General features: G+C 46.5%; 23 protein-coding genes and 1 riboswitch. Of the genes, 4 read left to right on the forward strand and 19 right to left on the reverse strand.

Annotation, left to right across the window (positions count from 1 at the left end; genetic code table 11):
- Positions 1–15 precede the first annotated feature (15 nt).
- The 11 genes from cobS to cobD all read right to left on the reverse strand — a co-directional run bounded on the left by cobS (position 16) and on the right by cobD (position 9738).
- Positions 16–909 (reverse strand): adenosylcobinamide-GDP ribazoletransferase, encoded by an 894-nt coding sequence (gene cobS, locus ASD24_RS19935; protein ID WP_056699419.1) that lies wholly within the window; start codon positions 907–909, stop codon positions 16–18.
- Positions 906–1466, reverse strand: a complete 561-nt coding sequence (cobU, locus tag ASD24_RS19940) for a bifunctional adenosylcobinamide kinase/adenosylcobinamide-phosphate guanylyltransferase (RefSeq protein WP_056699422.1) — start codon at positions 1464–1466, stop codon at positions 906–908. Before cobU ends, cobS begins: the two co-directional genes overlap by 4 nt.
- On the reverse strand, positions 1463–2545 hold the full coding sequence (gene cobT, locus ASD24_RS19945) for a nicotinate-nucleotide--dimethylbenzimidazole phosphoribosyltransferase (RefSeq protein ID WP_056699425.1): 1083 nt from the start codon (positions 2543–2545) through the stop codon (positions 1463–1465). The genes cobU and cobT overlap by 4 nt, the downstream gene beginning before the upstream one ends.
- A gap of 43 nt (positions 2546–2588) precedes the next feature.
- Positions 2589–3488, reverse strand: coding sequence for an ABC transporter ATP-binding protein (locus tag ASD24_RS19950; protein ID WP_235540699.1), 900 nt, complete (start codon positions 3486–3488; stop codon positions 2589–2591).
- Positions 3485–4531: a FecCD family ABC transporter permease gene (locus ASD24_RS19955; RefSeq protein ID WP_056699428.1), complete on the reverse strand. Its 1047-nt coding sequence runs from the start codon at positions 4529–4531 to the stop codon at positions 3485–3487. The genes ASD24_RS19950 and ASD24_RS19955 overlap by 4 nt, the downstream gene beginning before the upstream one ends.
- Positions 4528–5526, reverse strand: coding sequence for an ABC transporter substrate-binding protein (locus ASD24_RS19960; RefSeq protein WP_056699431.1), 999 nt, complete (start codon positions 5524–5526; stop codon positions 4528–4530). The genes ASD24_RS19955 and ASD24_RS19960 overlap by 4 nt, the downstream gene beginning before the upstream one ends.
- A gap of 275 nt (positions 5527–5801) precedes the next feature.
- Positions 5802–5951, reverse strand: a riboswitch (cobalamin riboswitch).
- Positions 5952–6110: 159 nt separating this feature from the next.
- Positions 6111–6749, reverse strand: coding sequence for a histidine phosphatase family protein (locus tag ASD24_RS19965; protein ID WP_235540724.1), 639 nt, complete (start codon positions 6747–6749; stop codon positions 6111–6113).
- Positions 6749–7726 (reverse strand): adenosylcobinamide-phosphate synthase CbiB, encoded by a 978-nt coding sequence (cbiB, locus tag ASD24_RS19970; RefSeq protein WP_056699990.1) that lies wholly within the window; start codon positions 7724–7726, stop codon positions 6749–6751. Before cbiB ends, ASD24_RS19965 begins: the two co-directional genes overlap by 1 nt.
- Positions 7727–7773: 47 nt before the next feature.
- Entirely contained in the window at positions 7774–8400 is a 627-nt protein-coding gene (locus ASD24_RS19975) for an adenosylcobinamide amidohydrolase (RefSeq protein ID WP_056699436.1), read from the reverse strand.
- Positions 8364–8573, reverse strand: a complete 210-nt coding sequence (locus ASD24_RS31095) for a hypothetical protein (RefSeq protein WP_056699439.1) — start codon at positions 8571–8573, stop codon at positions 8364–8366. Before ASD24_RS31095 ends, ASD24_RS19975 begins: the two co-directional genes overlap by 37 nt.
- Positions 8554–9738, reverse strand: a complete 1185-nt coding sequence (gene cobD, locus ASD24_RS19985; RefSeq protein ID WP_082560496.1) for a threonine-phosphate decarboxylase CobD — start codon at positions 9736–9738, stop codon at positions 8554–8556. Before cobD ends, ASD24_RS31095 begins: the two co-directional genes overlap by 20 nt.
- Positions 9739–9996: 258 nt before the next feature.
- On the opposite strand from cobD, the gene ASD24_RS19990 reads away from it, so the two are divergent.
- The 3 genes from ASD24_RS19990 (at position 9997) to ASD24_RS20000 (ending at position 12582) form a co-directional block, all read left to right on the forward strand.
- Positions 9997–10998, forward strand: coding sequence for a lipoate--protein ligase (locus ASD24_RS19990; protein WP_056699443.1), 1002 nt, complete (start codon positions 9997–9999; stop codon positions 10996–10998).
- A gap of 279 nt (positions 10999–11277) precedes the next feature.
- The gene (locus ASD24_RS19995; RefSeq protein ID WP_056699446.1) at positions 11278–12081 is read left to right on the forward strand and encodes a Cof-type HAD-IIB family hydrolase; all 804 of its coding nucleotides are present in this window, start codon (positions 11278–11280) and stop codon (positions 12079–12081) included.
- Positions 12082–12246: 165 nt separating this feature from the next.
- A complete protein-coding gene (locus ASD24_RS20000; protein ID WP_056699449.1) occupies positions 12247–12582 on the forward strand; it encodes a DUF3139 domain-containing protein in 336 nt (111 codons plus the stop codon).
- Here the strand turns inward: ASD24_RS20000 and ASD24_RS20005 are convergent.
- The 3 genes from ASD24_RS20005 to ASD24_RS20015 all read right to left on the reverse strand — a co-directional run bounded on the left by ASD24_RS20005 (position 12572) and on the right by ASD24_RS20015 (position 15017).
- Positions 12572–13423, reverse strand: a complete 852-nt coding sequence (locus tag ASD24_RS20005) for a carbon-nitrogen hydrolase family protein (RefSeq protein ID WP_056699993.1) — start codon at positions 13421–13423, stop codon at positions 12572–12574. The genes ASD24_RS20000 and ASD24_RS20005 overlap by 11 nt on opposite strands.
- 314 nt (positions 13424–13737) lie before the next feature.
- Positions 13738–14043: a hypothetical protein gene (locus ASD24_RS20010; RefSeq protein ID WP_056699452.1), complete on the reverse strand. Its 306-nt coding sequence runs from the start codon at positions 14041–14043 to the stop codon at positions 13738–13740.
- 50 nt (positions 14044–14093) lie between these two features.
- A complete protein-coding gene (locus ASD24_RS20015) occupies positions 14094–15017 on the reverse strand; it encodes a DMT family transporter (RefSeq protein WP_056699455.1) in 924 nt (307 codons plus the stop codon).
- Positions 15018–15136: 119 nt separating this feature from the next.
- Here ASD24_RS20015 and ASD24_RS20020 point away from each other — a divergent pair, with 119 nt between their 5' ends.
- A complete protein-coding gene (locus ASD24_RS20020) occupies positions 15137–16561 on the forward strand; it encodes an aminotransferase-like domain-containing protein (protein WP_235540701.1) in 1425 nt (474 codons plus the stop codon).
- A gap of 233 nt (positions 16562–16794) precedes the next feature.
- Here ASD24_RS20020 and ASD24_RS20025 read toward each other — a convergent pair whose 3' ends face one another.
- From ASD24_RS20025 to ASD24_RS20045, 5 genes are all read right to left on the reverse strand, one after another.
- Complete coding sequence (locus tag ASD24_RS20025) at positions 16795–17421, reverse strand: ABC-2 transporter permease (RefSeq protein WP_056699456.1); 627 nt, start codon at positions 17419–17421, stop codon at positions 16795–16797.
- Positions 17414–18280, reverse strand: coding sequence for an ABC transporter ATP-binding protein (locus ASD24_RS20030; RefSeq protein ID WP_056699459.1), 867 nt, complete (start codon positions 18278–18280; stop codon positions 17414–17416). The genes ASD24_RS20025 and ASD24_RS20030 overlap by 8 nt, the downstream gene beginning before the upstream one ends.
- On the reverse strand, positions 18277–18660 hold the full coding sequence (locus ASD24_RS20035; protein ID WP_056699462.1) for a GntR family transcriptional regulator: 384 nt from the start codon (positions 18658–18660) through the stop codon (positions 18277–18279). The genes ASD24_RS20030 and ASD24_RS20035 overlap by 4 nt, the downstream gene beginning before the upstream one ends.
- 468 nt (positions 18661–19128) lie before the next feature.
- The gene (gene clpP, locus ASD24_RS20040; protein ID WP_056699465.1) at positions 19129–19710 is read right to left on the reverse strand and encodes an ATP-dependent Clp endopeptidase proteolytic subunit ClpP; all 582 of its coding nucleotides are present in this window, start codon (positions 19708–19710) and stop codon (positions 19129–19131) included.
- Positions 19711–19727: 17 nt separating this feature from the next.
- Positions 19728–20591: an RNA polymerase sigma factor gene (locus tag ASD24_RS20045; RefSeq protein ID WP_056699468.1), complete on the reverse strand. Its 864-nt coding sequence runs from the start codon at positions 20589–20591 to the stop codon at positions 19728–19730.
- Positions 20592–20616 lie beyond the last annotated feature (25 nt).

Here is a 20616-nt window from a genome sequence, read left to right on the forward strand (position 1 = left end):
CAGTCACCGATTTTATTATATCCAAAAGAATCCTTGTAGAATACTAAGCACTGTAAGCAAGGCAGCTTCCAGTAGTTCATTCATTGCACCGTAGGTATCTCCTGTTAATCCGCCTAGTCTTTCACTAATACGTCCAGCAATCCATTTACCTATGACATAACAAGCAAGCGGAACAACAATTACAGCAGTGACAGGGTATAGCCACCACGACAGAGTCATTAGACTGTTCCCGATATGTAATCCCTCTACGACTGACATCTCCGGCTGGAAAAGCATTCCGATTGCTAGAGTGATTACACCTACTAGAACAGTAACTCCAATGGCATTGCTCCGTGCCCGCTGAACTTCTCGCCGCTCACCCAATCCTTTAAACAAAACAGCTAATCCGTCATCTCCTCGCGCATTGGGCCATGCCGAGATGGCATAGACCATGAACCATCGGCTCCAGATCATCGGTAAGATCAGTAGTGCTCCATACATCCAGTTAGCACGTGCGATGAAATCTGCAATTAGAGCCGCCTTCATCATTAAGAGAAGAACACAGGCTATCACTCCCATGGCACCCACGCGGCTATCTTTCATGATCTCTAACATTCGCTCACGAGAGCGATAACTGAGCAAACCATCTGCTGTATCCATCCAGCCATCCAGATGCAACCCTCCGGTCAACCAGACCCATAGGGTCAGCGTTAATACCGCTGCTGGAAACGAGGGTAGGAGTACACCCGAAACAGCCGCTCCAAGCCAGACAGCTAACCCTATTGCGGCACCCACAAGGGGATAATAAACTACGCTTTCACGTAGCAATGGTGGGACAAAATCAATCTGCATTTTAACCGGGAAGCGAGATAAAAATTGAAAGGCTGCCGCCGCTGGCTGTTTTCTCCCATCGTGCTTGCGGTCACTCATAGACGGTACTCCTTACTCTTTAATTCAATCGCAATCCCCACCGTAACTAGAAATACTTCCCCGCAAATCGCTGCAATCCGCTGATTCAATATGCCTGCAAGATCACGGTATCTTCGTCCAAGAGCATATTCAGGAACGATGCCATCCCCTACTTCATTGGTTACAAGCACAAGTAGCCCCGGATATGAATCTACAGCCGATACGAGTGCATCCATATGTCCCTGTATGACATGTGCAGGATCATGTTCATGGGCAAGTAAAATATTGGTCAGCCATAATGTCAGACAATCCACCAATACGGTAGGAGCTGACATCCCCGTATGAGAAGCTCCCATACGTGTGATCCATTCAGGCAATGCCAATGGTTCCTCTACCGTATGCCACAGGTATCCCGCTTCTTCACGCCCCTGCTGATGCATACGGATTCGCTCACGCATCTCGTCATCATAGGCTTGTGCTGTAGCCACATACCAAGCCTCTGAGGAGCGTTGCATGCATAGACGCTCAGCAAACGAGCTCTTGCCACTTCGCGCCCCTCCAGTTACAAGCACACTCATGAAGAAACCTCTCCTTGAGGCGAGCCATCGGATACACCTGCACTGGCAAAGGTCGCCATCTCATTAAGAATACGACAAGCCGCATCAATGAGATGAAGACTGAGCACGCCTCCTGTCCCTTCACCCAGCCGCATATTCAGATCAAGCATTGGCTTCAGATCCATCTCGCGAAGCAGTGCTGCATGTCCACTTTCATCGGATGTATGGGAAGCAATCATATAAGCCGTACTTACTGGTGCAAGCTGTCTTGCGATCAATGCTGCAGCTGTTGAGATAAAGCCATCGACCACAACAGGGCATCCATTCGCCGCAGCAGCAAGAATTACACCTGTTAGTCCGGCAATTTCTAATCCGCCAACCTTACTGAGCACATCCAGCGCATCCTCCGCATGGGGTGCATTCAGACTTAGAGCCTGGCTTAACACCGTTGCCTTGCGCTGTAACCCAACATCATCGATCCCCGTTCCGCGTCCAACAGCCGAAGCCGGTGAAATTCCCGTTAGAGCACACATTACAGCAGCACTTGCCGTTGTATTGCCAATCCCCATCTCTCCAGTTACAAATATCTGCGTTCCTCTGTCCACTTCTGACGCGACCACTTCGGCGCCAACCAGGATAGCTTGGATTGCTTCGTCCCGAGTCATCGCCGGACCTTTCGCCATGTTAGCTGTGCCTTTGCGGACTTTGCGGGAGATGAGCTCGGGGTGTTCTAGATCAGCATTCACTCCAATATCTACACAGAGCACATCTGCCCCAGCATGCCGGGCAAGCACGTTAACGGCCGCTCCGCCCGCCAGAAAATTAAGGACCATCTGCGGTGTTACCTCAGCAGGGAATGCACTGACACCTTCGGCAACTACACCATGGTCTGCTGCCATCACGATTACCGCTCGACGTTCCAAGCAAGGGCGACTCTGTCCCGTAATGCCTGCTAGACGAATAACGAGTTCCTCCAGTTTGCCAAGACTGCCTGGTGGCTTCGTAAGGATATCCACATGAGCTGCAGCTTCTGCTGCTACCTGCTCATGAGGATCAGTAATTCGACGTATTAACTGCTCCAACACCTGTTCATTACGCATACAACTAGCACTTCCTTCATCAATATGTGGGTATATACCCCGATCAATTCTTCGGCTCTTCATGCTCCCGGCGCAGCAGCAACTGGGGAATGCCATGATCTGGATGCCTCACCATCGCAGGATTTACCTGGAAGATCTCTCGAATATGTTCCTCGGTCATCAGTGCATGAGGAGTTCCAGAGCCAGCACTTTCGCCTTCTTTCAAAGCCAGAATATGATCACAAAATTGCGCAGCTAGGTTCAGATCATGCAGAACTGCCACAATCGTAATTGGATTTCTTTGACGCCATGTCGATAATAACTCCATAAATTGCAACTGATAACGAATATCCAGAAACGTTGTGGGCTCATCTAACAAAAGAATACTTGGTTCCTGTGCCATCACTTTAGCAAGAGCTACTCGCTGTCGTTGTCCTCCACTAAGTGCATCCAGAGGACGATCCGCAAGCTCGGATAGACCTAATTCCTCCAGCACACGATCAACGATCTTCTCACCGTCTCCAGAATCACGGCCAAGCCAGTTTTGGTAAGGATAACGCCCCATCTCCACGACATCCCTTACGGGATATGAGATTGCAGGCAGTCCATCCTGCTGCAGAACAGCAATCATACGAGACAGATCCTTCCGGCTATACGAAGTGATATTCCTGCCATTCAGTCGAATACTGCCCTCACTAACCGACTCCGTGCCAGCCAATAGTTGCAACAAGGTTGATTTGCCACTTCCGTTGGGACCTACAACACCCCACCAATCGCCTTCTGCGATCTGCCAGCTCACTCCATTTAACGCCTGATGCTCACCATACCGTTTACCTGCCTCATCCACTTCAATCAAAGGTTTACTGATGTCGCGCTGAACATTGAAGCTCGGTTCTGCCTGTTTCCCCGTAAACTTAAGTTCATTCCGATTGGCATGCACCATTTGGTTCGTGTCTTTACTCATGGCATCATCCCTTTACGAAGCTTCTTATTTCTGTGCAAAAGGTAGGCGAAGAACGGTGCACCGACAAATGCGGTAACAACGCCCAGCGGAATTTCAGTTGGCGCCAATACCGTACGAGCGATCGTATCTGCCCACACCATGAATATGGCTCCGCCTATTGCAGATAGTGGCACCAGCAGACGATAATCAGGCCCTACGATCAGTCGAAGAATATGCGGAATGACAAGTCCTACAAATCCGATGACGCCCGACACTGATACGGCTCCTGCCGTAAGCAGTGTGCCAACCGCCAGCACCGATAGCTTCAATCCATCCACCTGCACTCCAATGTGAGCCGCCTGACGCTCTCCCAGAGCAAGCACATTCAACGAACGTGCACGACTCCAGAGGAAGATCAGACCAAGCAGAAAATATGGGAAAAGGATGGCCGTATACGACCACCCACGCAGTGCCAGACTTCCCATCGTCCAGTATATAATTTCATTAATCGTCTGTTTCGACATGGTCGATAGGAAGGAGACAACTGCCCCGAGGAAACTTTGCATGACCACGCCCGCCAGAATCAGGCTATGAGTTGGTATTTTCCGACCCTCACGAGCCAGTGCCAATACGAACCATAGCGTCAACACGCCGGTTAGGAACGCAACCAAAGGCAAGGTCCAGATTCCGATTAATGCATATTGTAATCCGAAGAAAATCAGAAACGCTGCACCCACCGATGCACCAGATGATACGCCTAACGTAAACGGATCTGCAAGAGGGTTACGAAGCACCCCTTGGAAGCCAGCACCCGCTATCGCTAGAGAGGCACCCACGAGCACGGCAAGCAGTACTCGCGGGAAACGCACCTTCCATATAATCTGTTCTGCTGCTGTGCTCCAATCGGGAGTAATCCAATCCCCAATCCACGGAATATGGTGGAGCAGAATACCTGCAATGTCACGGACAGGCAAGGATACTGAACCAATGCCCGTGCAGATCAGCACCGTCAACACAAGCAGTCCTATCCCAGCCGTCCCGTACACCGCTAGCTTTTTACTCATTGGAACAGATCAGGGTAGATCGCTTTAGCTACGGCTTTCAGACCTTCTGTTACACGTGGTCCTGGACGGCTAAGTAGGTTGGCATCTAGACCGATAACCGCATCGTCTTTTACCGCAGTAATCTGATCCCAGCCGCTACGAGCTTTGATAATTTGATCCAGTGTTTTGGAATTCTCATCAATGACATCATTAGCATACAGAATTACATCTGGGTTCGCAGCAATGATATTTTCTTCATTAATTTCGTTCCAGCCTTGCAAATCAGAAGCAACGTTGTTTCCTCCAGCAAGTGTGATCAGCTCATCCATGAACTCACCTTTACCCACTGTCCAGCCCGGGGAAAATTCAACATATACGTTCTTCTTCTCTTCCGGTTTAACCGCCTTCACCGCTTCAGTAACATCTGTTACATCTTGCTTCATCTTCGCGATGATCTCTTGTGCTTTTTCCTGTGTATCTGTAATTTGACCAAATGTCTCAATGTTCTTCGCTACATCATCTACTGATTTTGGATCAGTCTTGAAAATAACAATCCCTAGGTCACGGAATTTCTTCACCGCTTCTTCATTCATGGAAATACCTGTGAATACGATGTCTGCATCCGCTGCGATGATGGACTCTTCATTCGGTTTAGATACACCGCCCATTTTGGGCTTCGTTGTAGCTGCTTCAGGGTAATCATCAAAATCAGATACACCTACGATCTGCTCATCCAATCCAAGGGCGAACAATGACTCTGTCTCCGCTGGAGATACAGATACAATTTTGGCTGGTGCCTTTTCAAACGTGAATGTCTCACCCGTTGCATCTGTAACAGTAATTGGATATTGTGTCTTGAGATCCGTTGTTGTCTGTTCTTGACTCTGTTCCTGTGCAGGTTGCTGTGATGCTCCTGACCCCTCATTCGTTGTTGCATTGCCACATCCAGCCAAAGCCAGTGCCAGAGCCGCTGCACTAAGCAGGGACGCTACGCTTTTCCAATTCTTGATACTCATTGTGTTCATTCTCCCCTTCTCTATCTGTTCTATTAATCCTGTGTCGTGCTCAAAACTAAATGCCCATGTCTTGATGTTCCTGTATAAGGTTGAACTTCAACATTTACACGTTATCGGAGAGTGAAGAACTCATATTGGAACAATAAAAATCCCCAATCCTTACAACAGGATCAGGGATAACGTCTCGCATATGGCGTGCTCTACGCATGATGAATCACCTGCGCTGTTCATACACAGAACACTGCCCGAAACGCTGTCCTTTCCTCGAAGGAACACCGGTCTATACGTCCAGGGCAGGTAACCTGACTTACAGGATTATTCCTGATTCACAGTGGCGGGACCGTGCCGGATTTACACCAGCTTCCCTATTTCATCCGTTTGCGTACATGGTATGAATACACATAACCATGCAACTCCAATGCATACGGAACCCTTGGTCGCTTATGATCTAAACATTCAATTGAGCATATTAGTTGTATACGTATGGTTGAGTACCTAATCCTTGATTAGACCCATCAGACCCCTACGTATCGTCACACGTCTGTTGTGATTATAGGTTATATTGTACAACCTTACAAGCCGATTCAAGGAAATGCAACCTGGCTTCCTACCCATCCGCTCGCCCCGTAATCCAGTCTGACCTTAATGGCTTGGCCTGGAATAACCTGCGTATCCCAGAAGTTCGAATTAGGGATTAGGCGAGATATCGCATATCGGATCACACCACCATGTGTCACGATACCCATCTGAGGCACATCAACCGTTACTGGTTCGGACAATGCATCGTGCAACAAGCAGGTATTCAGAAAAGAATCAATCCTTGCAGTAAATGCCTGCCATGACTCCCCCTTCGGTGGTGTCACGTTCTGTGGATCATCAATCCAGTCTCGATATTGCTGAATGTGTTGGAGTTGATCATACGTCTTCCCCTCCCACTCCCCAAAATCAATCTCTCTGAGGCGCGCATCTAAATGTGCCTGTTCTCGCTGCAAGGGAGCAATGCTTGTGAGGGTCTGCTGACAGCGAAGTAAATCACTGGAGTACAGCTTGCTCCAACAGAGGCTCTGAAGCTGCTCCCTGAGCGGAGCTAGCTCTCGCTTCGCTTCAGGCAGGAGGCCGATATCCGTATGCCCCAGATATCTTTTTTCCTGATTCCATAACGTTGTCCCATGACGGATAAAAATGAGATCACGCGAATATATTCTATTTGTCTTATTCGTCATCACCACAATAATGTACCTCCAGCGAGCCAGACCACGAGGGAAACAAGTACACACAGGATGACAAAGGAACCTGCCGACCAGAACATGAGGCGGGTCGTTCGCACGATATCCTCTGCACCCATTAAGCGAGTCGGTTCTCCCATATATGCACGAAAAGACGAGATACCATGATACACGTTATGCCCACCCAGTCTGATCCCCAGTGCACCTGCAACGGCAGACTCGGGAAAGCCGCTATTCGGGCTCGGATGCAGTCTTGCATCCCGGGATACCATCTGTGCTGCCCTTCTTGCATCTAGCTTCATAACCCATGCTCCACTAATCAATAATACAGCCGTGATTCGAGCTGGAATCCAGTTAGCCCAATCATCGAGACGGGCGGATGCCCAGCCGAGATGCAGGTATTTATCGTTTTTGTAACCGACCATGGAATCCAGTGTATTGACGGCTCGATATGCCATCGCAAGCGGTGCGCCGCCAATAAGGGCATAGAACAAGGGAGACACGATTGCATCCACAATATTCTCAGCTACCGTCTCCACCGTCCCCCTTACGATCTCAGGTTCATCTAGATGCGCCGTATCACGTCCTACAATCATGCCAAGAGCGCGCCTCGCAGCAGGAAGATCTCCCTGGATGAGATGACGATACACGTCCATCCCTGCATCCTTTAATCCTTTGGAAGCAATCGTTGTCGCAATCAATATGACCTCAGCTACCACTGCAACCATCGGATGAATATGTGCAAGGAGATAGATCAGTCCCCAAGTCACGGCAAAAGAACCACCAGCAATCAAGATCGGAAACCAGATTCCCGCTTTTTTGAGTCCTTGATTGGAAGTGACACGAGATCGTATGACCCGCTCCAGTGCGGAGATGGCTTTTCCCATACCGATGACTGGATGAGGAATCCACCTCGGATCTCCGATACAACGATCTAATATGTATGCTGCGACAATGATCCAAGCTCCTGTCATCCCGATCCAAAATGACGAAGAGAACCATTGATTCAATTCTAGTATCATTATTTGTTGTTCCTCCCACTCCATTGCCGTCCGGCCTGCAAACTTTCCGTAATCGTATCATAGACAAGTCTGCCAATCACTGAACCTAGAACGGTGGCTGTTCCCGCATAAGTCAAAATCGGTTTATGCTGATCCTGACTCACCGCGAGCACAATTGCATCTGTGGTGGTTCCAGTAGCGGTTAGACCATTCTCGGAATCTCTCACCCCAACATCAGCCAGAGCAGCAGCCTTCGCTTCTACCGCAGTCTGAATCGCATTCACCGTGGCTCCATTCGTCAAACGACCGTTCAACCACAACATCATATTAATGGTGCCAGGTATGTACGCTCCATCCAGCTGCTGGACAGCATCAGTTCGATTCCCCATCGCATCAAATACCATTCTTGGTGAACCGGCGCGTGCAGCATTCGATACGCCTGCCGTTGTACAGCATAGGAGCCCAAAGTCAGAATTCGCATACTCTTGAATCGAGGTATGTTCCAGACGGACGGCTGTCAGCAGACCGGTACACGTATCCTCTCGTTCCTTCCACTCACGGAGTAGGCGCTGTATATCGCGCGGAGGATCATCGCAGCGATAATGCTTATCTACATAAATGTTAAATATCCGATCCAGTTCAACCATGCCCCGCCATAGACTGCACTGGAGATCGCAGTAGCTACAGAGGGAACGGACGCTTTAACATGACGTTCTTGAGCGTTAATAGTCAATCCTGGCCATACAGAAGAAACGTATTCACCAGGATAACGATAGACTTGTCTCCCCTTCGACTCTTCATCAAGAAATGGTAAGGCCATCGTTCGAGCCACCTTCCTTTACGCGAGGAGTGTCCTGAGAAAAGGCCTGAGAGATATGCTCAGAAATATGCTGTGAATTACTCTGAGCAATTACACTTTGCATTGCGCTTAGCAAACGCCCATTGGCATCCGCATCCTTCACTGCAAACCGAACATGTCGTTTGCCAAGCCCAGGATACATGGCACAGCTCCGGATCAGAATTCCACGCTCTCCCAGTGCTGCCTGCATTGTAGTCGCTGACCACAGTTCCGGCAGGCGAGCCAATATAAAGTTAGCTTCTCCGCGTGTAACCTGACAACCACAAGCCTCCAGCCCCTCAGTCAATAGGTTCCGTTCACGAGACACATAAGCAAGCGTTTCCTGTTCGAAGCCCTCCCCATCGCGGAGGCAGGCTTCCCCAGCAATCAGCGCCAGCCCATTGACACTCCAAGTGACTTGCTTCGCAGTCATGGCTTGTATTAGTTCAGGTCGTGCCAGCGCATAACCTAGACGTAATCCCGGAATCGCGTAAAACTTCGTCATCGAACGGATGATCATGACCTGCGGGTACTCATTTAATCGAGGTGCAAGTGACTGCCTCCGAGCTTCAGGGATAAAGTCCATGAACGCTTCATCAATCACTAAAATCGTGTTCGTTTTCTCTGCTGAGCGAGCCAGGCGATGAAGCACCTCTACCGAATATTGAACCCCGTTGGGATTGTTGGGCTGCCCTAGAAACAATAGATCCACTTGATCCATGAGCCTCTCAATATCCGCTACCTCTGCTCGCCAGTCCATTTCTTCACGTCCATATACATGAAGAACCTCAGCTCCAAATTGCCTAGCTAACGCACTATACTCCGAAAATCCAGGCTCCACCGTACCTACAATTCGTGGCGCAAGACCCAGTAGGATCAATGCCATGCTCTCCGCAGCACCATTTCCAACAGAGATCTGATCAGGCAATACACCAAGATACTCGCTAAGTCGTGCTTTAAACGATCTGTGTCCTGGATCAGGATAGCGCAAAATGGTTTGTAATCCCTGTTCCAATGCATGTAATACGTTCTGAGGTGGCCCCATCGGGTTGATGTTTGCGCTAAAATCGAGAAAACCAGCCGGATTGCCCCCGAAACGGGAGGCCGCTGTCTCCACATCACCACCATGTCCGAATACTTCTATCATACCGGTCATTGTGTCCGTCATCCTTTCTGCATGTCCATTTTATTATGGAGTCGATCACAGGTTGGGGTCAATCTTGTTTTGTCTATGCCTGGCTGAATTCGTGGACTTGTCTAATTTCTTTGTGTCATTAGGGCAATTCGTTTACAATAGAGAAGGAATTTCAGTTTCATGAACGTCAGTTCGGTGAATCTAATTTCTACGAATCAAACACTACATAAGGGATTCCTATCCCTCACATACATTAATGGAGGAATGACCATGTTGTTTGTTGATAACCAGGGCATCACAGATCCTTCCGTAAACCTCGCCATTGAGGAATACATTCTGAAGCATCTGCCGATGGATGACAGCTACCTGCTGTTCTACATCAACCGCCCATCCATTATTATTGGTAAGCATCAGAACACCATTGAAGAGATTAATATCGAGTATGTTCAGGATAATGGAGTTCAGGTCGTACGCCGTTTATCCGGAGGTGGCGCAGTCTACCACGATCTGGGCAACCTCAATTTCAGCTTCATTACGAAAGATGACGGTCAGTCCTTCCACAACTTCCGCAAGTTCACTCAACCAGTAGTCGAGGCTCTGCAAGAGCTTGGAGTCAATGCCGAATTGACTGGGCGGAACGATCTGCAAGTGGGAGAAAAGAAAATTTCGGGTAATGCTCAGTTTTCCACACGTGGTCGCATGTTCAGCCATGGTACATTGATGTTTGATCTGAACCTAGATCATGTACAAGCATCACTGAACGTGAACCCTGAGAAATTCAAATCCAAAAGCACCAAGTCTGTGCGCAGCCGGGTTGCTAACATTCGCGAATTGATTGACAGCAACATGACCATTGAACAATTCCGCGACGAGTTGCTCCGTCATATCTTCCGTATGGAGCCCCAAGATGTGCCTCAATACGAACTCACTGAGAAAGATTGGGACAAGATCAAAGAAATCTCTGCTGAGCGTTACAGCAATTGGGATTGGAACTACGGGTTGTCTCCAGAAAGCAATGTGAAGCACACACGTAAATTCCCTGTAGGTATCATCGATCTGCGGATGAACATTAAAGATGGACGGATTGAAGATCTGAAAATCTTCGGTGACTTCTTCGGTGTGGGTGATGTAGCCGATATCGAGGATATGCTGCGTGGCAAACGTTACGAAGAATCCGAGGTGCGCACAGCACTGCAAGACTTGGATGTGAAACATTACTTCGGCAACCTGGAGCTGGAGGACTTTATTGGCCTCATTTTCCTGGAGGAATAATGGAGTATGCAATTTAGATGTGTATAGATTGTTTGAACTAAGTAAGATCACAGAACGGAGAGGACAGAAATAACCTGGAAAAGCGAAGCGCTCGCCTGAAAGCTTTCTGCAAGAAAGCTGCATCGGAAGCATACGCTATCCCCGGATTTCACCTCAAAAGGGGAATTCGAAAAAATCTGGGGATAACAGTGATTGAAAGGTTGTTCTGTCATCGGAGTGTTCGTGTGAGATTATTTCGTTCAATGAAATAGATACAGATAAATAAAGGAGAGAAACGACATGACCTACAAACTAATTGCCATCGACATTGATGACACACTCATTAACGACAACAAAGAAGTAACACCCGCAACCCAAACTGCTCTGGAGCAAGCCGTTGCACACGGTACAGTGGTAACACTGGCAACTGGACGTGCTTACGCTTCTGCACAGGCACTCGCTCGCCAAACGAAATTGAACGTGCCGATCATTACATACCAAGGAGCTTTGGTGAAAAACTTGCTGGACGAGAACGTTCTCTACGAGCGCTATGTGCCACAGGAAGCTTCCCGCAAATTGTATGACTACTGCTTGGAGCACAACCTCCACCTTCAAACGTATATTGACGATAAATTGTATGCCCGTGAAGAGAATGATAAATTGCGTGATTACGCGAAATTGAACGGCACACAATACTATATCGAATCCGACTTCATCAAAGTGATCGAGCAGCAAACACCAAAACTGCTGATTATTGACGAGCCAGATTATCTGGATAAGGTAGCTGTTGACCTGCGCGAGCTGCTTGGGCCTGAAGTGCATATTACGAAATCCAAGCCTTACTTCCTTGAAATTATGCACCGCGAAGGAACAAAAGGACATGCCCTTACCTTCCTAGCTGATCATTTCGGCGTTGAGTTGTCTGAGTGCATCGCCATCGGTGATTCCTGGAATGACCATGAGATGCTTGAAGCTGCCGGTCTTGGTGTTGCGATGGGTAATGCCATCCCAGCATTGAAAGAGATTGCAGACTACATCACACTTAGCAATAACGAAGATGGTGTAAAACAGGTTATTGAGAAATTTGTACTGAATGCGGAGTAGTGGACACGCTACTGTCCAACCGAAGCTATTCTAGAACTTGATTGTCACATCACGAAAGAGCCCAGATTGCACCTAAAATGTGCGCATTGGGCTCTTTCTTGCTTATTTTCTACTATGTAGCATTAGTTCGTTATCATGTATGATGGATTCTAAGGAGATGAGTCGATGAATATTAGCAAACCGATACTCGTTCTGTCCCTACTTATCACGTTAGTAGCGCTTATCTCTCTGTACCTTTGGAATTTCCAACGAACAATGGAACTTAAAGTTGAAGCGTATTTACTCTCGTCCAAAGAATATAGTCACGAAGATATTCAACAAATCGATACCCATTTCGGTAAAGCACCACTCGTCAGCACAGAAGTTATTTTTAAGGATGAGCCTCTTGCTCGTTACTTCTACAAAGAGGAGAACGGACAAATCTATCAATATAGCAGCGCACCTGTAAAAGGCGTAGACCCCGATTTCACGTATCGGCACCTTGATCCGGTTAGCCCTTAATCGTTTGGAGCGAATATGGTTGTTGATCTAACTCAAATGAATCTGCAAGCATCATCTCACCATCTCTGGCTTGTTTAAGAAGTGCAGGATCTAATTCAGCGATCAACAATTCAACTTGGTCTGGCGAGCCTTCAACGATATTATCCCCTAATGGATTCCAGACACCGCTATGTCCGCACGTATCCCACACTCCGGTTCTGCCAACATGATTACACATCGCAGTAAATATAGTGTTATCTAACGCTCGGGCAGGGAACCATACGCGTGACTCCTTATACCCCATTCCTTTGCTAAAGAGTGAGCTACCCATATATAAATGACAGCCTTGCTGTGCTAAACGACGCGAATGTTCAGGGAAGCCAGCATCATAACAAATGGCCATGCCAATATTCCAGCCTTTGAGATGAATGATGACCTGCTCATTATTGGTGGAAAACATGCTCTTCTCCGTTTGAAATAAATGCGACTTATCATAAATGCCTACTTCGTTTCCATGTGAATCTATAATGATGGAGGATATATATACTTCCTCTCCTCTACTCACAGGCGTTCCAATGATCGCCCAAATCCCATACGTTTTGCATGCTTGTCGCAGCTTTTCAATCCTTACGTCATTTATACACAGCGTATTGTCAGAGAGATTAGATTGGACGATTTCCGGGACATATCCCGTTAGAAATTTTTCTGGAAACATAATAAGATCTGCACGCTTTTCCCCAGCTTCTTCAATCATCTTATAAGCTCGATTAACGTTTTCTTCTATATTCCCATCGACTGCAGAACATTGTGCTAACGCAATTCTTAGTTTTGCTGTAGGCAATACATCTAGCTGGGTATTCATCACATTCATTCCTTCCAATAATATTTTCTCATAACGACCAATAACTACAATTAACTACAATATGTTACCACCGCATAATCAGAAAATATAGGTATCATAATATAATTTTTCCAGCTTTCTTTTCTCCATCATCGTCTATGCTAGACAAAAAAACTCCCATCACGGGAAGTCGTAGACGTTCGTAATCTACAGCCTCCTATAATGAGAGTTAGCAACTATAACTATATTGCCCCAAGAAAACTCCAACGTAATCAAGGGGAACTTACTCTTACTTACTCTTACTTTCTCTTTCTCTTTCTTACTCTTGCTTTCGATTATTGTGTTTCCCGAGTACCATACTGCTCATTAAATTCACGGTCTCGCTCACGTATTTCACTCATGACACCCTTCGCAGAGAAGATCGATTTGGGCAAGAGCAAAAATACCCCGATCAAAAACAATACGATCGATACGATAAACGCGATCAATCCTCCGCTATCATACATCGCTTGTAGATACTTCCCCCACTGCGTTGAATAGGTCATTACAGTTGGTAGGTACATCAATGTTGTGATATGCACGATTCCATATAAAATGATGCCAGCAAATACTAACGCTACACCTATTCCCTGCCTGTTCAAATCCTCTCACCTCGCTTGCTAAAAATCCACTCCTATCATTGTACACCAATTTATGGATTTTCGGCTAACGTATTGCTGTTTCTCCTACTTTTGAACCAACCCGTGACTTTATCATTCATGAATAATAATCCAGACACAATAAGTACTACACCGATCCAAGTCATCCAGCTTACATGCTCATTATAGACAATGGCGCCAAGACCAACCGCAATCGGTGGTGAGATGTACAGCCAGGTTGCTGGGAACAATGGATTGGTTCGTGACATGATCCAATAGAACAGACTATGCCCTACCATCGAGCCAATGACCGTCAGATAGATCAATGAGGTAATTGCAGGTGTCCAGTCCATAACTGACATGTTCCATGACTCTGTGAAGGCTGATAATACTAACAGCAACAGTCCCCCATGCATCATCTGAACGGCATTAATTGCCACCGGGTCACTTTCCTTGAACTGGTTAATCACCTTTTTGGAATATAACGCTCCTGCGGAGTAACACACTTCCCCAATCAAAATGACGATACAGCCCCATAACCACAGTGGACTGCCCCCAATCGTAACACCAGGCATAACAACAAATATAACGCCGACAAAGCCGATCAGACAGCCTGTAATTATGCGAGCAGACGTCTTCTGCCTTAACAAAACCGTTTGCATCACCATAATCATAATCGGGCCTGTCGCTGATAAAATAGCACCTACACCTGAACTTACATATTGTTCAGCCCAATATAGAGCCGCAAACGTAGCAAACGTGAGTCCTGCGCCGGTGAGCAGCATTTCTTTGCGCCACAACAAGGACATCTTCACCCGTCCTTTCATCAGCATCCAGGCAAACATCAACGCACCTGCAATCATAAAGCGTAAACCCGCAGACAGAAATGGCGGCAGACCCGCTTCAACTCCAATTTTAATCGCTAGAAAAGTCGTTCCAAATACAAGACACATTATTGCAAATGCTACTCCAATCATGCTAGCCCCTCCTTCATCTGTTCTCCATCATATAGCACTGTCTACAGAACAGAGTGAAGAAAACAGAACAGTTAGACCCATATGCTGTTACAATAGAGTTCAAAAGGAGCGTGAGCCGGGTGGGCAAAACCATCATGATGACAGATAACAGCCTTAAACTATATGAGCAAGTCGTTCATTATCTTGTTGTTCGTATTGAAGCAGGAGAATGGACGGAACATGAGAAGTTGCCTTCTGTACGCAGCCTATCCGAGCTACTCGGTGTGCATCGCCTGACCGTTTTCAAAGCCTATCAGGAGTTAAAAGAACGTGGAAATGTCTACGTCAAAGACAAATCCGGTTATTATGTCAGTCCTGCTGACCCAGCCCCGATTATGGATCAGGCGGATGATCCCGCTGTCTCGGCTTGGCTGCATTGGGATTCTCTTGACCGTGTGCAATCTCTGGAGGCGGAGTTCCAGTTTTCCAAATCCTTAATTGACCCTGCTCTCTTGCCCAACCGGTATTGGGGAGAACTGATGCGTGATCTGCTCAATCATTACCCTCGGCTGCTCGGAACCTATTCTACGAATCAGGGTGATCTGGAGCTTAGAAGTGAACTGGCTAGCCATCTGACCTCACGGGAGCGTTTCTATATCTCAGCAGATGAAGTCCTGATTACCTCAGGTGCGCAACAAGCTATTGACCTCATTGCACGTAGTTTAGTTAAACCGGGTGACCGGGTTCTTGTGGAGCGACCTACCTATGGACCGGCTATGGAAATATTCCGCAAGCAAGGTGCGAAGCTCGTGTTTACCGACATCACCTCAGAGGGGTACGATCTAGATCAGATTGAGCTTCTGATGAAGCAAGAAAAGCCTAAACTCTTTTATATGACACCAACTTTCCAAAACCCTACTGGTATTAACATTCCGGTTGAACAGCGCAAACAGTTACCCGAACTGGCTGAGCAATATGGATGTTTCCTTGTGGAGGATGACAGTACGTATGATATTTATTTTAAAGAAAAGCCTCCGGCGCCGATTTTCACCTATGACACAACAGGACACACGCTCTACATTCGTAGCTATAGCAAATATGTCGTTCCTGGTCTTCGAATCGCCGCTATTATGTGCCGCCCACGCTTCATGCCTGGATTACAGGCGATTAAGAGCCTTGCGGATAACGGATCTCCGCTGTTGAATCAGAAGCTGTTTCTACGCTACTTCCAATCTCCACGTATGTATCAGCATATATCCAAACTGTGTACTGCAATCCAATTACGGATGGAAGTGATGGAGAAATGCTTAAAAGAGACGGATTGGCGTTGGACTACACCCCAAGGGGGTCTGAACATCTGGGTAGAGCTTCCAGAAGGAATGGATACGGGCAAACTGCTACATCGATGTATGGAACATTCCGTCGCTTTTGTACCAGGTACAGTGTTTGACCCTTCCGATCCCGGGGCAAGTCGTAAATTGCGTTTATCCTACTCGTATGCACATGAACAGCAGATTTACGAAGGTATGAGTAGACTGATTGAACTAGCGCACAAAATGACTTAACTTAACTCCATTTATCTATAAGGAGTGTGTTCGCAAGAGTTGTTGGCGGATATATGGAAAATCGGTTGGTGGGTGTGCAGAGAGAAAGACTTCTCATAAAAAAAGTCGCCATAAAGGCGACTTCTGAATGGGAGCGATCCTCTCGCTCATTCTGCTTTATTAGGCGAGCAAGTTTATGCTCTGATTTGATTTTATTTTGCAAACACTCAAAATGTATAGTACGTGTTCAAAATTTACAGATCTTTTTTGGCGAACAAACGAACCGTGAGAAGATAAGAACCAAAGAATAACAGCAGAATACCAATGGTAACTATACCAATTACCTGTCCAGTCACCATGCCTTCCTCGCTCGCCAAGTTCATGAGTAATGCAAAGGGCTGAGCAAGTATAACGAGAGCAACTAAGAATACAACATTGATGATCCCTGCGCCCTTTTTGCTAAGTGCGTAAAAAAGAGGCAAATAGATTGAAGTTAAGCCAAGTACCATAGCGATCGAAACCAGAATATCCAATACTGAGAAATCTGGCTTGTGGAGCCCGGGGAAATTCATATTAACGAGATAATGAATTCCGAACGATGAGAGAACGCCAAAAAGTGTATAGAATATGGTCGATAAATACTTCGCCTGCACTACATTTTTCCGGCTGATCGGGAGTGTGACCAGGAAATTATGATTATGGTTTTTGACATCGATCATGGTCGCAAGCATGATGGAACCAAATGCGGTGTATATGCCTACAAGATACATGGACATCTCACTTTTGGGAATAAAGGCGATACTAAACACGGCCAGATAAAAAGGAATGATCCATAGGGAACTCTTCAGTACAATGAAGTCTTTGCGAAGTAGATTAACCATGTTTCCGTGCCCCCTTTGCTGTAAAATAAATAAGATCTTCTAGGGAGGGTCTGTGTAACAACGCATAACTGCCAAACAGCTGCTCCGCTTCTACCTTGTTATCAGACAACCCTTCAAAGCCCACAGCCGTTTCGCGGATTCCCACCAAATGAGCACGGGTGTCTGCATCCAGCAGCTCCATATCCCCCTTCACAATCGTGTACCTTTCGAGCACATCATCTTTGGCTTCATTAAATACAATTTGTCCGCGATGGATAAACGTAATATAGTCTGCGATCCGCTCCAAATCGGTTGTAATATGTGTGGAGAAAATAATGGATCTTGTCTCATCTTGTATCGTGTCTGCGAGCAGATCCAGCAATTCCCGTCTAAATACAGGATCAAGACCGGAAGTTGGCTCATCCATGATCAGCAATTCCGCTTCATGTGATAAAGCGACTGCCAAGGAGAACTTAATCTTCATACCTTTGGATAAATCCTCGATCTTCTTCTTCGGAGACAACTCGAATTGATCCAGATAACCTCTAAATGTTTGATCATTCCATCGCTTATAAAACGGAGCAATCATCCGGCCCATCTCATAGATGGTTAGATGCTCATAATAGAAACATTCGTCTGATACAATACCAAGACGCTGCTTAATGTGAACTTCCTGCTCAGGCATCTTTCTACCTAATGTATGAATACTCCCAGAATCAGGCTGGATTAAGCCGGTAATCAATTTAATTAACGTACTTTTCCCTGCCCCATTGGGACCGATAAGCCCCGTAATATAACCTTGCTTCACATCCAAAGATACATTTTCTACTTTAAATAAAGGATACGTTTTGGAAAGGTTGCGAATTTCAATGGCGTTCATTCTGTATGTTCCTCCTCTGACAACAAAGTGAGATGTTGAATTAACTCCTGCGAACTCATGCCGATCTCTTTACTCTCACGAATAATTTCAAGCATCTTCTCTTCCAATCTTCTCATTCGCTGCTCTCGAATAAAGTCCTGATTGGTTCCCGAGACAAAACTACCTTTCCCTACTACGGAATCGATTAGATTCTCCTTCTCCAGTTCTTCATAGACACGTTTTGTTGTAATCACGCTCACCTGTAAATCCTTGGCCAGCTGCCGGATGGAAGGAAGACTATCTCCTTCGACCAATTCACCACTCAAGATGCTCTGTCTAATCTGAGTTAAGATCTGGATATAGATTGGGTCGCTCGATGCGTTGGACAATAAAATCTTAATATGCTCTCACCTCATTGGTGTTCTCATGGTTACGCGTATATACTGTATATATCTAATATACACACTATATACACGTATGGTCAACGATTAATTTTAATTTTTCCAAAATAATCAAGTCAATCGCTTTGAAATAATAACCAATAAGGCTCCATTTAGACGTTAGCCCATGTTATTAAATGGTCGTCTGTTATACATTTTGCAGTCCCTCTACCAAAGCGTGCCACTGAGCATATGTAATGTCATCGAGTTGAGCAAAGTTTATATATGCAACAAAGCCCAGAAGGTCAATAGACCATCTGGGCTTTGTCTTTGTGAATATTCTGCCGTGATATAATTGATAGCTCTTCCAACTCTGTATTCAGCACTGCGAATTACACCTGGCTGATTTACCTCTTAAATGTCAAGTAACCTTGAGATGTCCTCTTTCTATCCTTTTGCTGCCCTAAATGCGTTCTTGTGCCAACTTGCCTACGTGCTAGATATCACCTTATCAACGATGCCATAATCCACAGCTTCAGCAGCGGTAAGGAAATAATCACGATCCGTATCCTTTTCAATTCGATCCAGCGGTTGACCCGTATGATCAGCAAGCAGCTGGTTCAGACGTTGGCGGTGCTGAATGATTCGATTAGCGTGAATGAGCATATCTGCTGCCTGCCCACGTGTCCCGCCGAGTGGTTGATGGATCATGATCTCACTGTTGGGTAGCGCCAGACGTTTGCCTTTGGTGCCACCAACGAGCAGAATCGTTCCGAAACTTGCGGCCATGCCTGTGCAGATGGTAGAGATATCTGGCTTCACAAATTGCATCGTATCATAGATCGAGAATCCCGCGGTCACCGAACCCCCTGGGCTGTTAATGTACATTTGAATATCCTTATCCGGATCTTCTGCGGTTAGAAACAATAGCTGTGCTACGATGGCATTCGCCATCTGATTTTCAATCTCGCCAGATACCATAATGATTCGATCTTTCAGCAAACGAGAATATATGTCGTAGCTCCGTTCTCCGCGAGCCGTCTGTTCAACAACATAAGGTACCACATTCATGCATATCCCTCCTCAGATTATGCAACCATGCTGACCATGTAGCCCCCTCCATAACAATCTGAGATGGCATAACTGTACATCATCGGTTGCATCGTTGAAGACGGCAGAGCCTGCTGCAAAATCGTACTTGCCACAGCCATGGGGTCATCCGTTTGATTCAGACATAGATCAATTATGCGAGCTGTATCGCCGCGGCGTAATGCCAGCAAATAACCGCGTAACTCTTCCATACGGATTCGTTCCTCGCTAACTTCTGTCTCCTCGTCGGCATCTAGATCATTTAGTTGATCCCTAATCTCAGCTATGGTCATCCGGGCACGACGTAACGCCGACTTTACTGCGCCTTCTGTTGTATCTAACATCTCAGCAGCCTCTGCCGCCGTATATCCTAATAACTCTCGTAACATATATATCACTCTTTGCCATGACGGCAACTCTTTAATCAAAATCTCAACAGCGGTATCCAGCTCTTCTAGTGGCTCCTCTTCCGCCATTTCTTGGATAAGCGGCTTCAAACCATCCATTTTACAATGTAAACGTTGGCGTTTGCGAAGAACGTCCATCCACGCATTGCGGGCAATGCGAATGAGATAGGCTTCCCAATTGATGTCCCTGTCTGCACCCGATTTATGAACCGAGGAAGAAGATAACACTTTGGCAAACGTCTCCTGCACCAGATCCTCAGCATCTTCTCTAGAACCTGTCATGGACAAACAATACGCATACAACGAACGCTGTACATTAAGTAATGCAGCATGAAGATCGTCCGCTTGAAATGAATCTCCAGCATTCATGTGTGGTGGTGTATATGGATTATGCGGTTGATTAACATGGTCGTGTGATCTGTTGATTCGACAATCCACGGATTTCACAAAGGCCATTACGGGGCCCCCCTTTGTTGATTCC

This window comes from Paenibacillus sp. Root52, from assembly GCF_001426865.1.
In the GTDB taxonomy this organism is placed as follows: Bacteria; Bacillota; Bacilli; order Paenibacillales; family Paenibacillaceae; genus Paenibacillus.

Coding starts and splice junctions, on each gene's coding strand:
- ASD24_RS20005 (WP_056699993.1), bottom strand. CDS start 13,423: ATGAATACCCAGCTAGATGTATTGCCTACAGCAAAACTAAGAATTGCG.
- ASD24_RS19975 (WP_056699436.1), bottom strand. CDS start 8,400: ATGGTTGAACTGGATCGGATATTTAACATTTATGTAGATAAGCATTAT.
- ASD24_RS20045 (WP_056699468.1), bottom strand. CDS start 20,591: ATGGCCTTTGTGAAATCCGTGGATTGTCGAATCAACAGATCACACGAC.
- ASD24_RS19995 (WP_056699446.1), top strand. CDS start 11,278: ATGACCTACAAACTAATTGCCATCGACATTGATGACACACTCATTAAC.
- ASD24_RS20025 (WP_056699456.1), bottom strand. CDS start 17,421: ATGGTTAATCTACTTCGCAAAGACTTCATTGTACTGAAGAGTTCCCTA.
- ASD24_RS19955 (WP_056699428.1), bottom strand. CDS start 4,531: ATGAGTAAAAAGCTAGCGGTGTACGGGACGGCTGGGATAGGACTGCTT.
- ASD24_RS20000 (WP_056699449.1), top strand. CDS start 12,247: ATGAATATTAGCAAACCGATACTCGTTCTGTCCCTACTTATCACGTTA.
- ASD24_RS31095 (WP_056699439.1), bottom strand. CDS start 8,573: ATGGCCTTACCATTTCTTGATGAAGAGTCGAAGGGGAGACAAGTCTAT.
- ASD24_RS19990 (WP_056699443.1), top strand. CDS start 9,997: ATGTTGTTTGTTGATAACCAGGGCATCACAGATCCTTCCGTAAACCTC.
- ASD24_RS20015 (WP_056699455.1), bottom strand. CDS start 15,017: ATGATTGGAGTAGCATTTGCAATAATGTGTCTTGTATTTGGAACGACT.
- ASD24_RS20030 (WP_056699459.1), bottom strand. CDS start 18,280: ATGAACGCCATTGAAATTCGCAACCTTTCCAAAACGTATCCTTTATTT.
- cobU (WP_056699422.1), bottom strand. CDS start 1,466: ATGAGTGTGCTTGTAACTGGAGGGGCGCGAAGTGGCAAGAGCTCGTTT.
- cobT (WP_056699425.1), bottom strand. CDS start 2,545: ATGCGTAATGAACAGGTGTTGGAGCAGTTAATACGTCGAATTACTGAT.
- cbiB (WP_056699990.1), bottom strand. CDS start 7,726: ATGACAGGAGCTTGGATCATTGTCGCAGCATACATATTAGATCGTTGT.
- cobS (WP_056699419.1), bottom strand. CDS start 909: ATGAGTGACCGCAAGCACGATGGGAGAAAACAGCCAGCGGCGGCAGCC.
- ASD24_RS19965 (WP_235540724.1), bottom strand. CDS start 6,749: ATGACGAATAAGACAAATAGAATATATTCGCGTGATCTCATTTTTATC.
- clpP (WP_056699465.1), bottom strand. CDS start 19,710: ATGAATGTGGTACCTTATGTTGTTGAACAGACGGCTCGCGGAGAACGG.
- cobD (WP_082560496.1), bottom strand. CDS start 9,738: ATGATAGAAGTATTCGGACATGGTGGTGATGTGGAGACAGCGGCCTCC.
- ASD24_RS19960 (WP_056699431.1), bottom strand. CDS start 5,526: ATGAGTATCAAGAATTGGAAAAGCGTAGCGTCCCTGCTTAGTGCAGCG.
- ASD24_RS19950 (WP_235540699.1), bottom strand. CDS start 3,488: ATGAGTAAAGACACGAACCAAATGGTGCATGCCAATCGGAATGAACTT.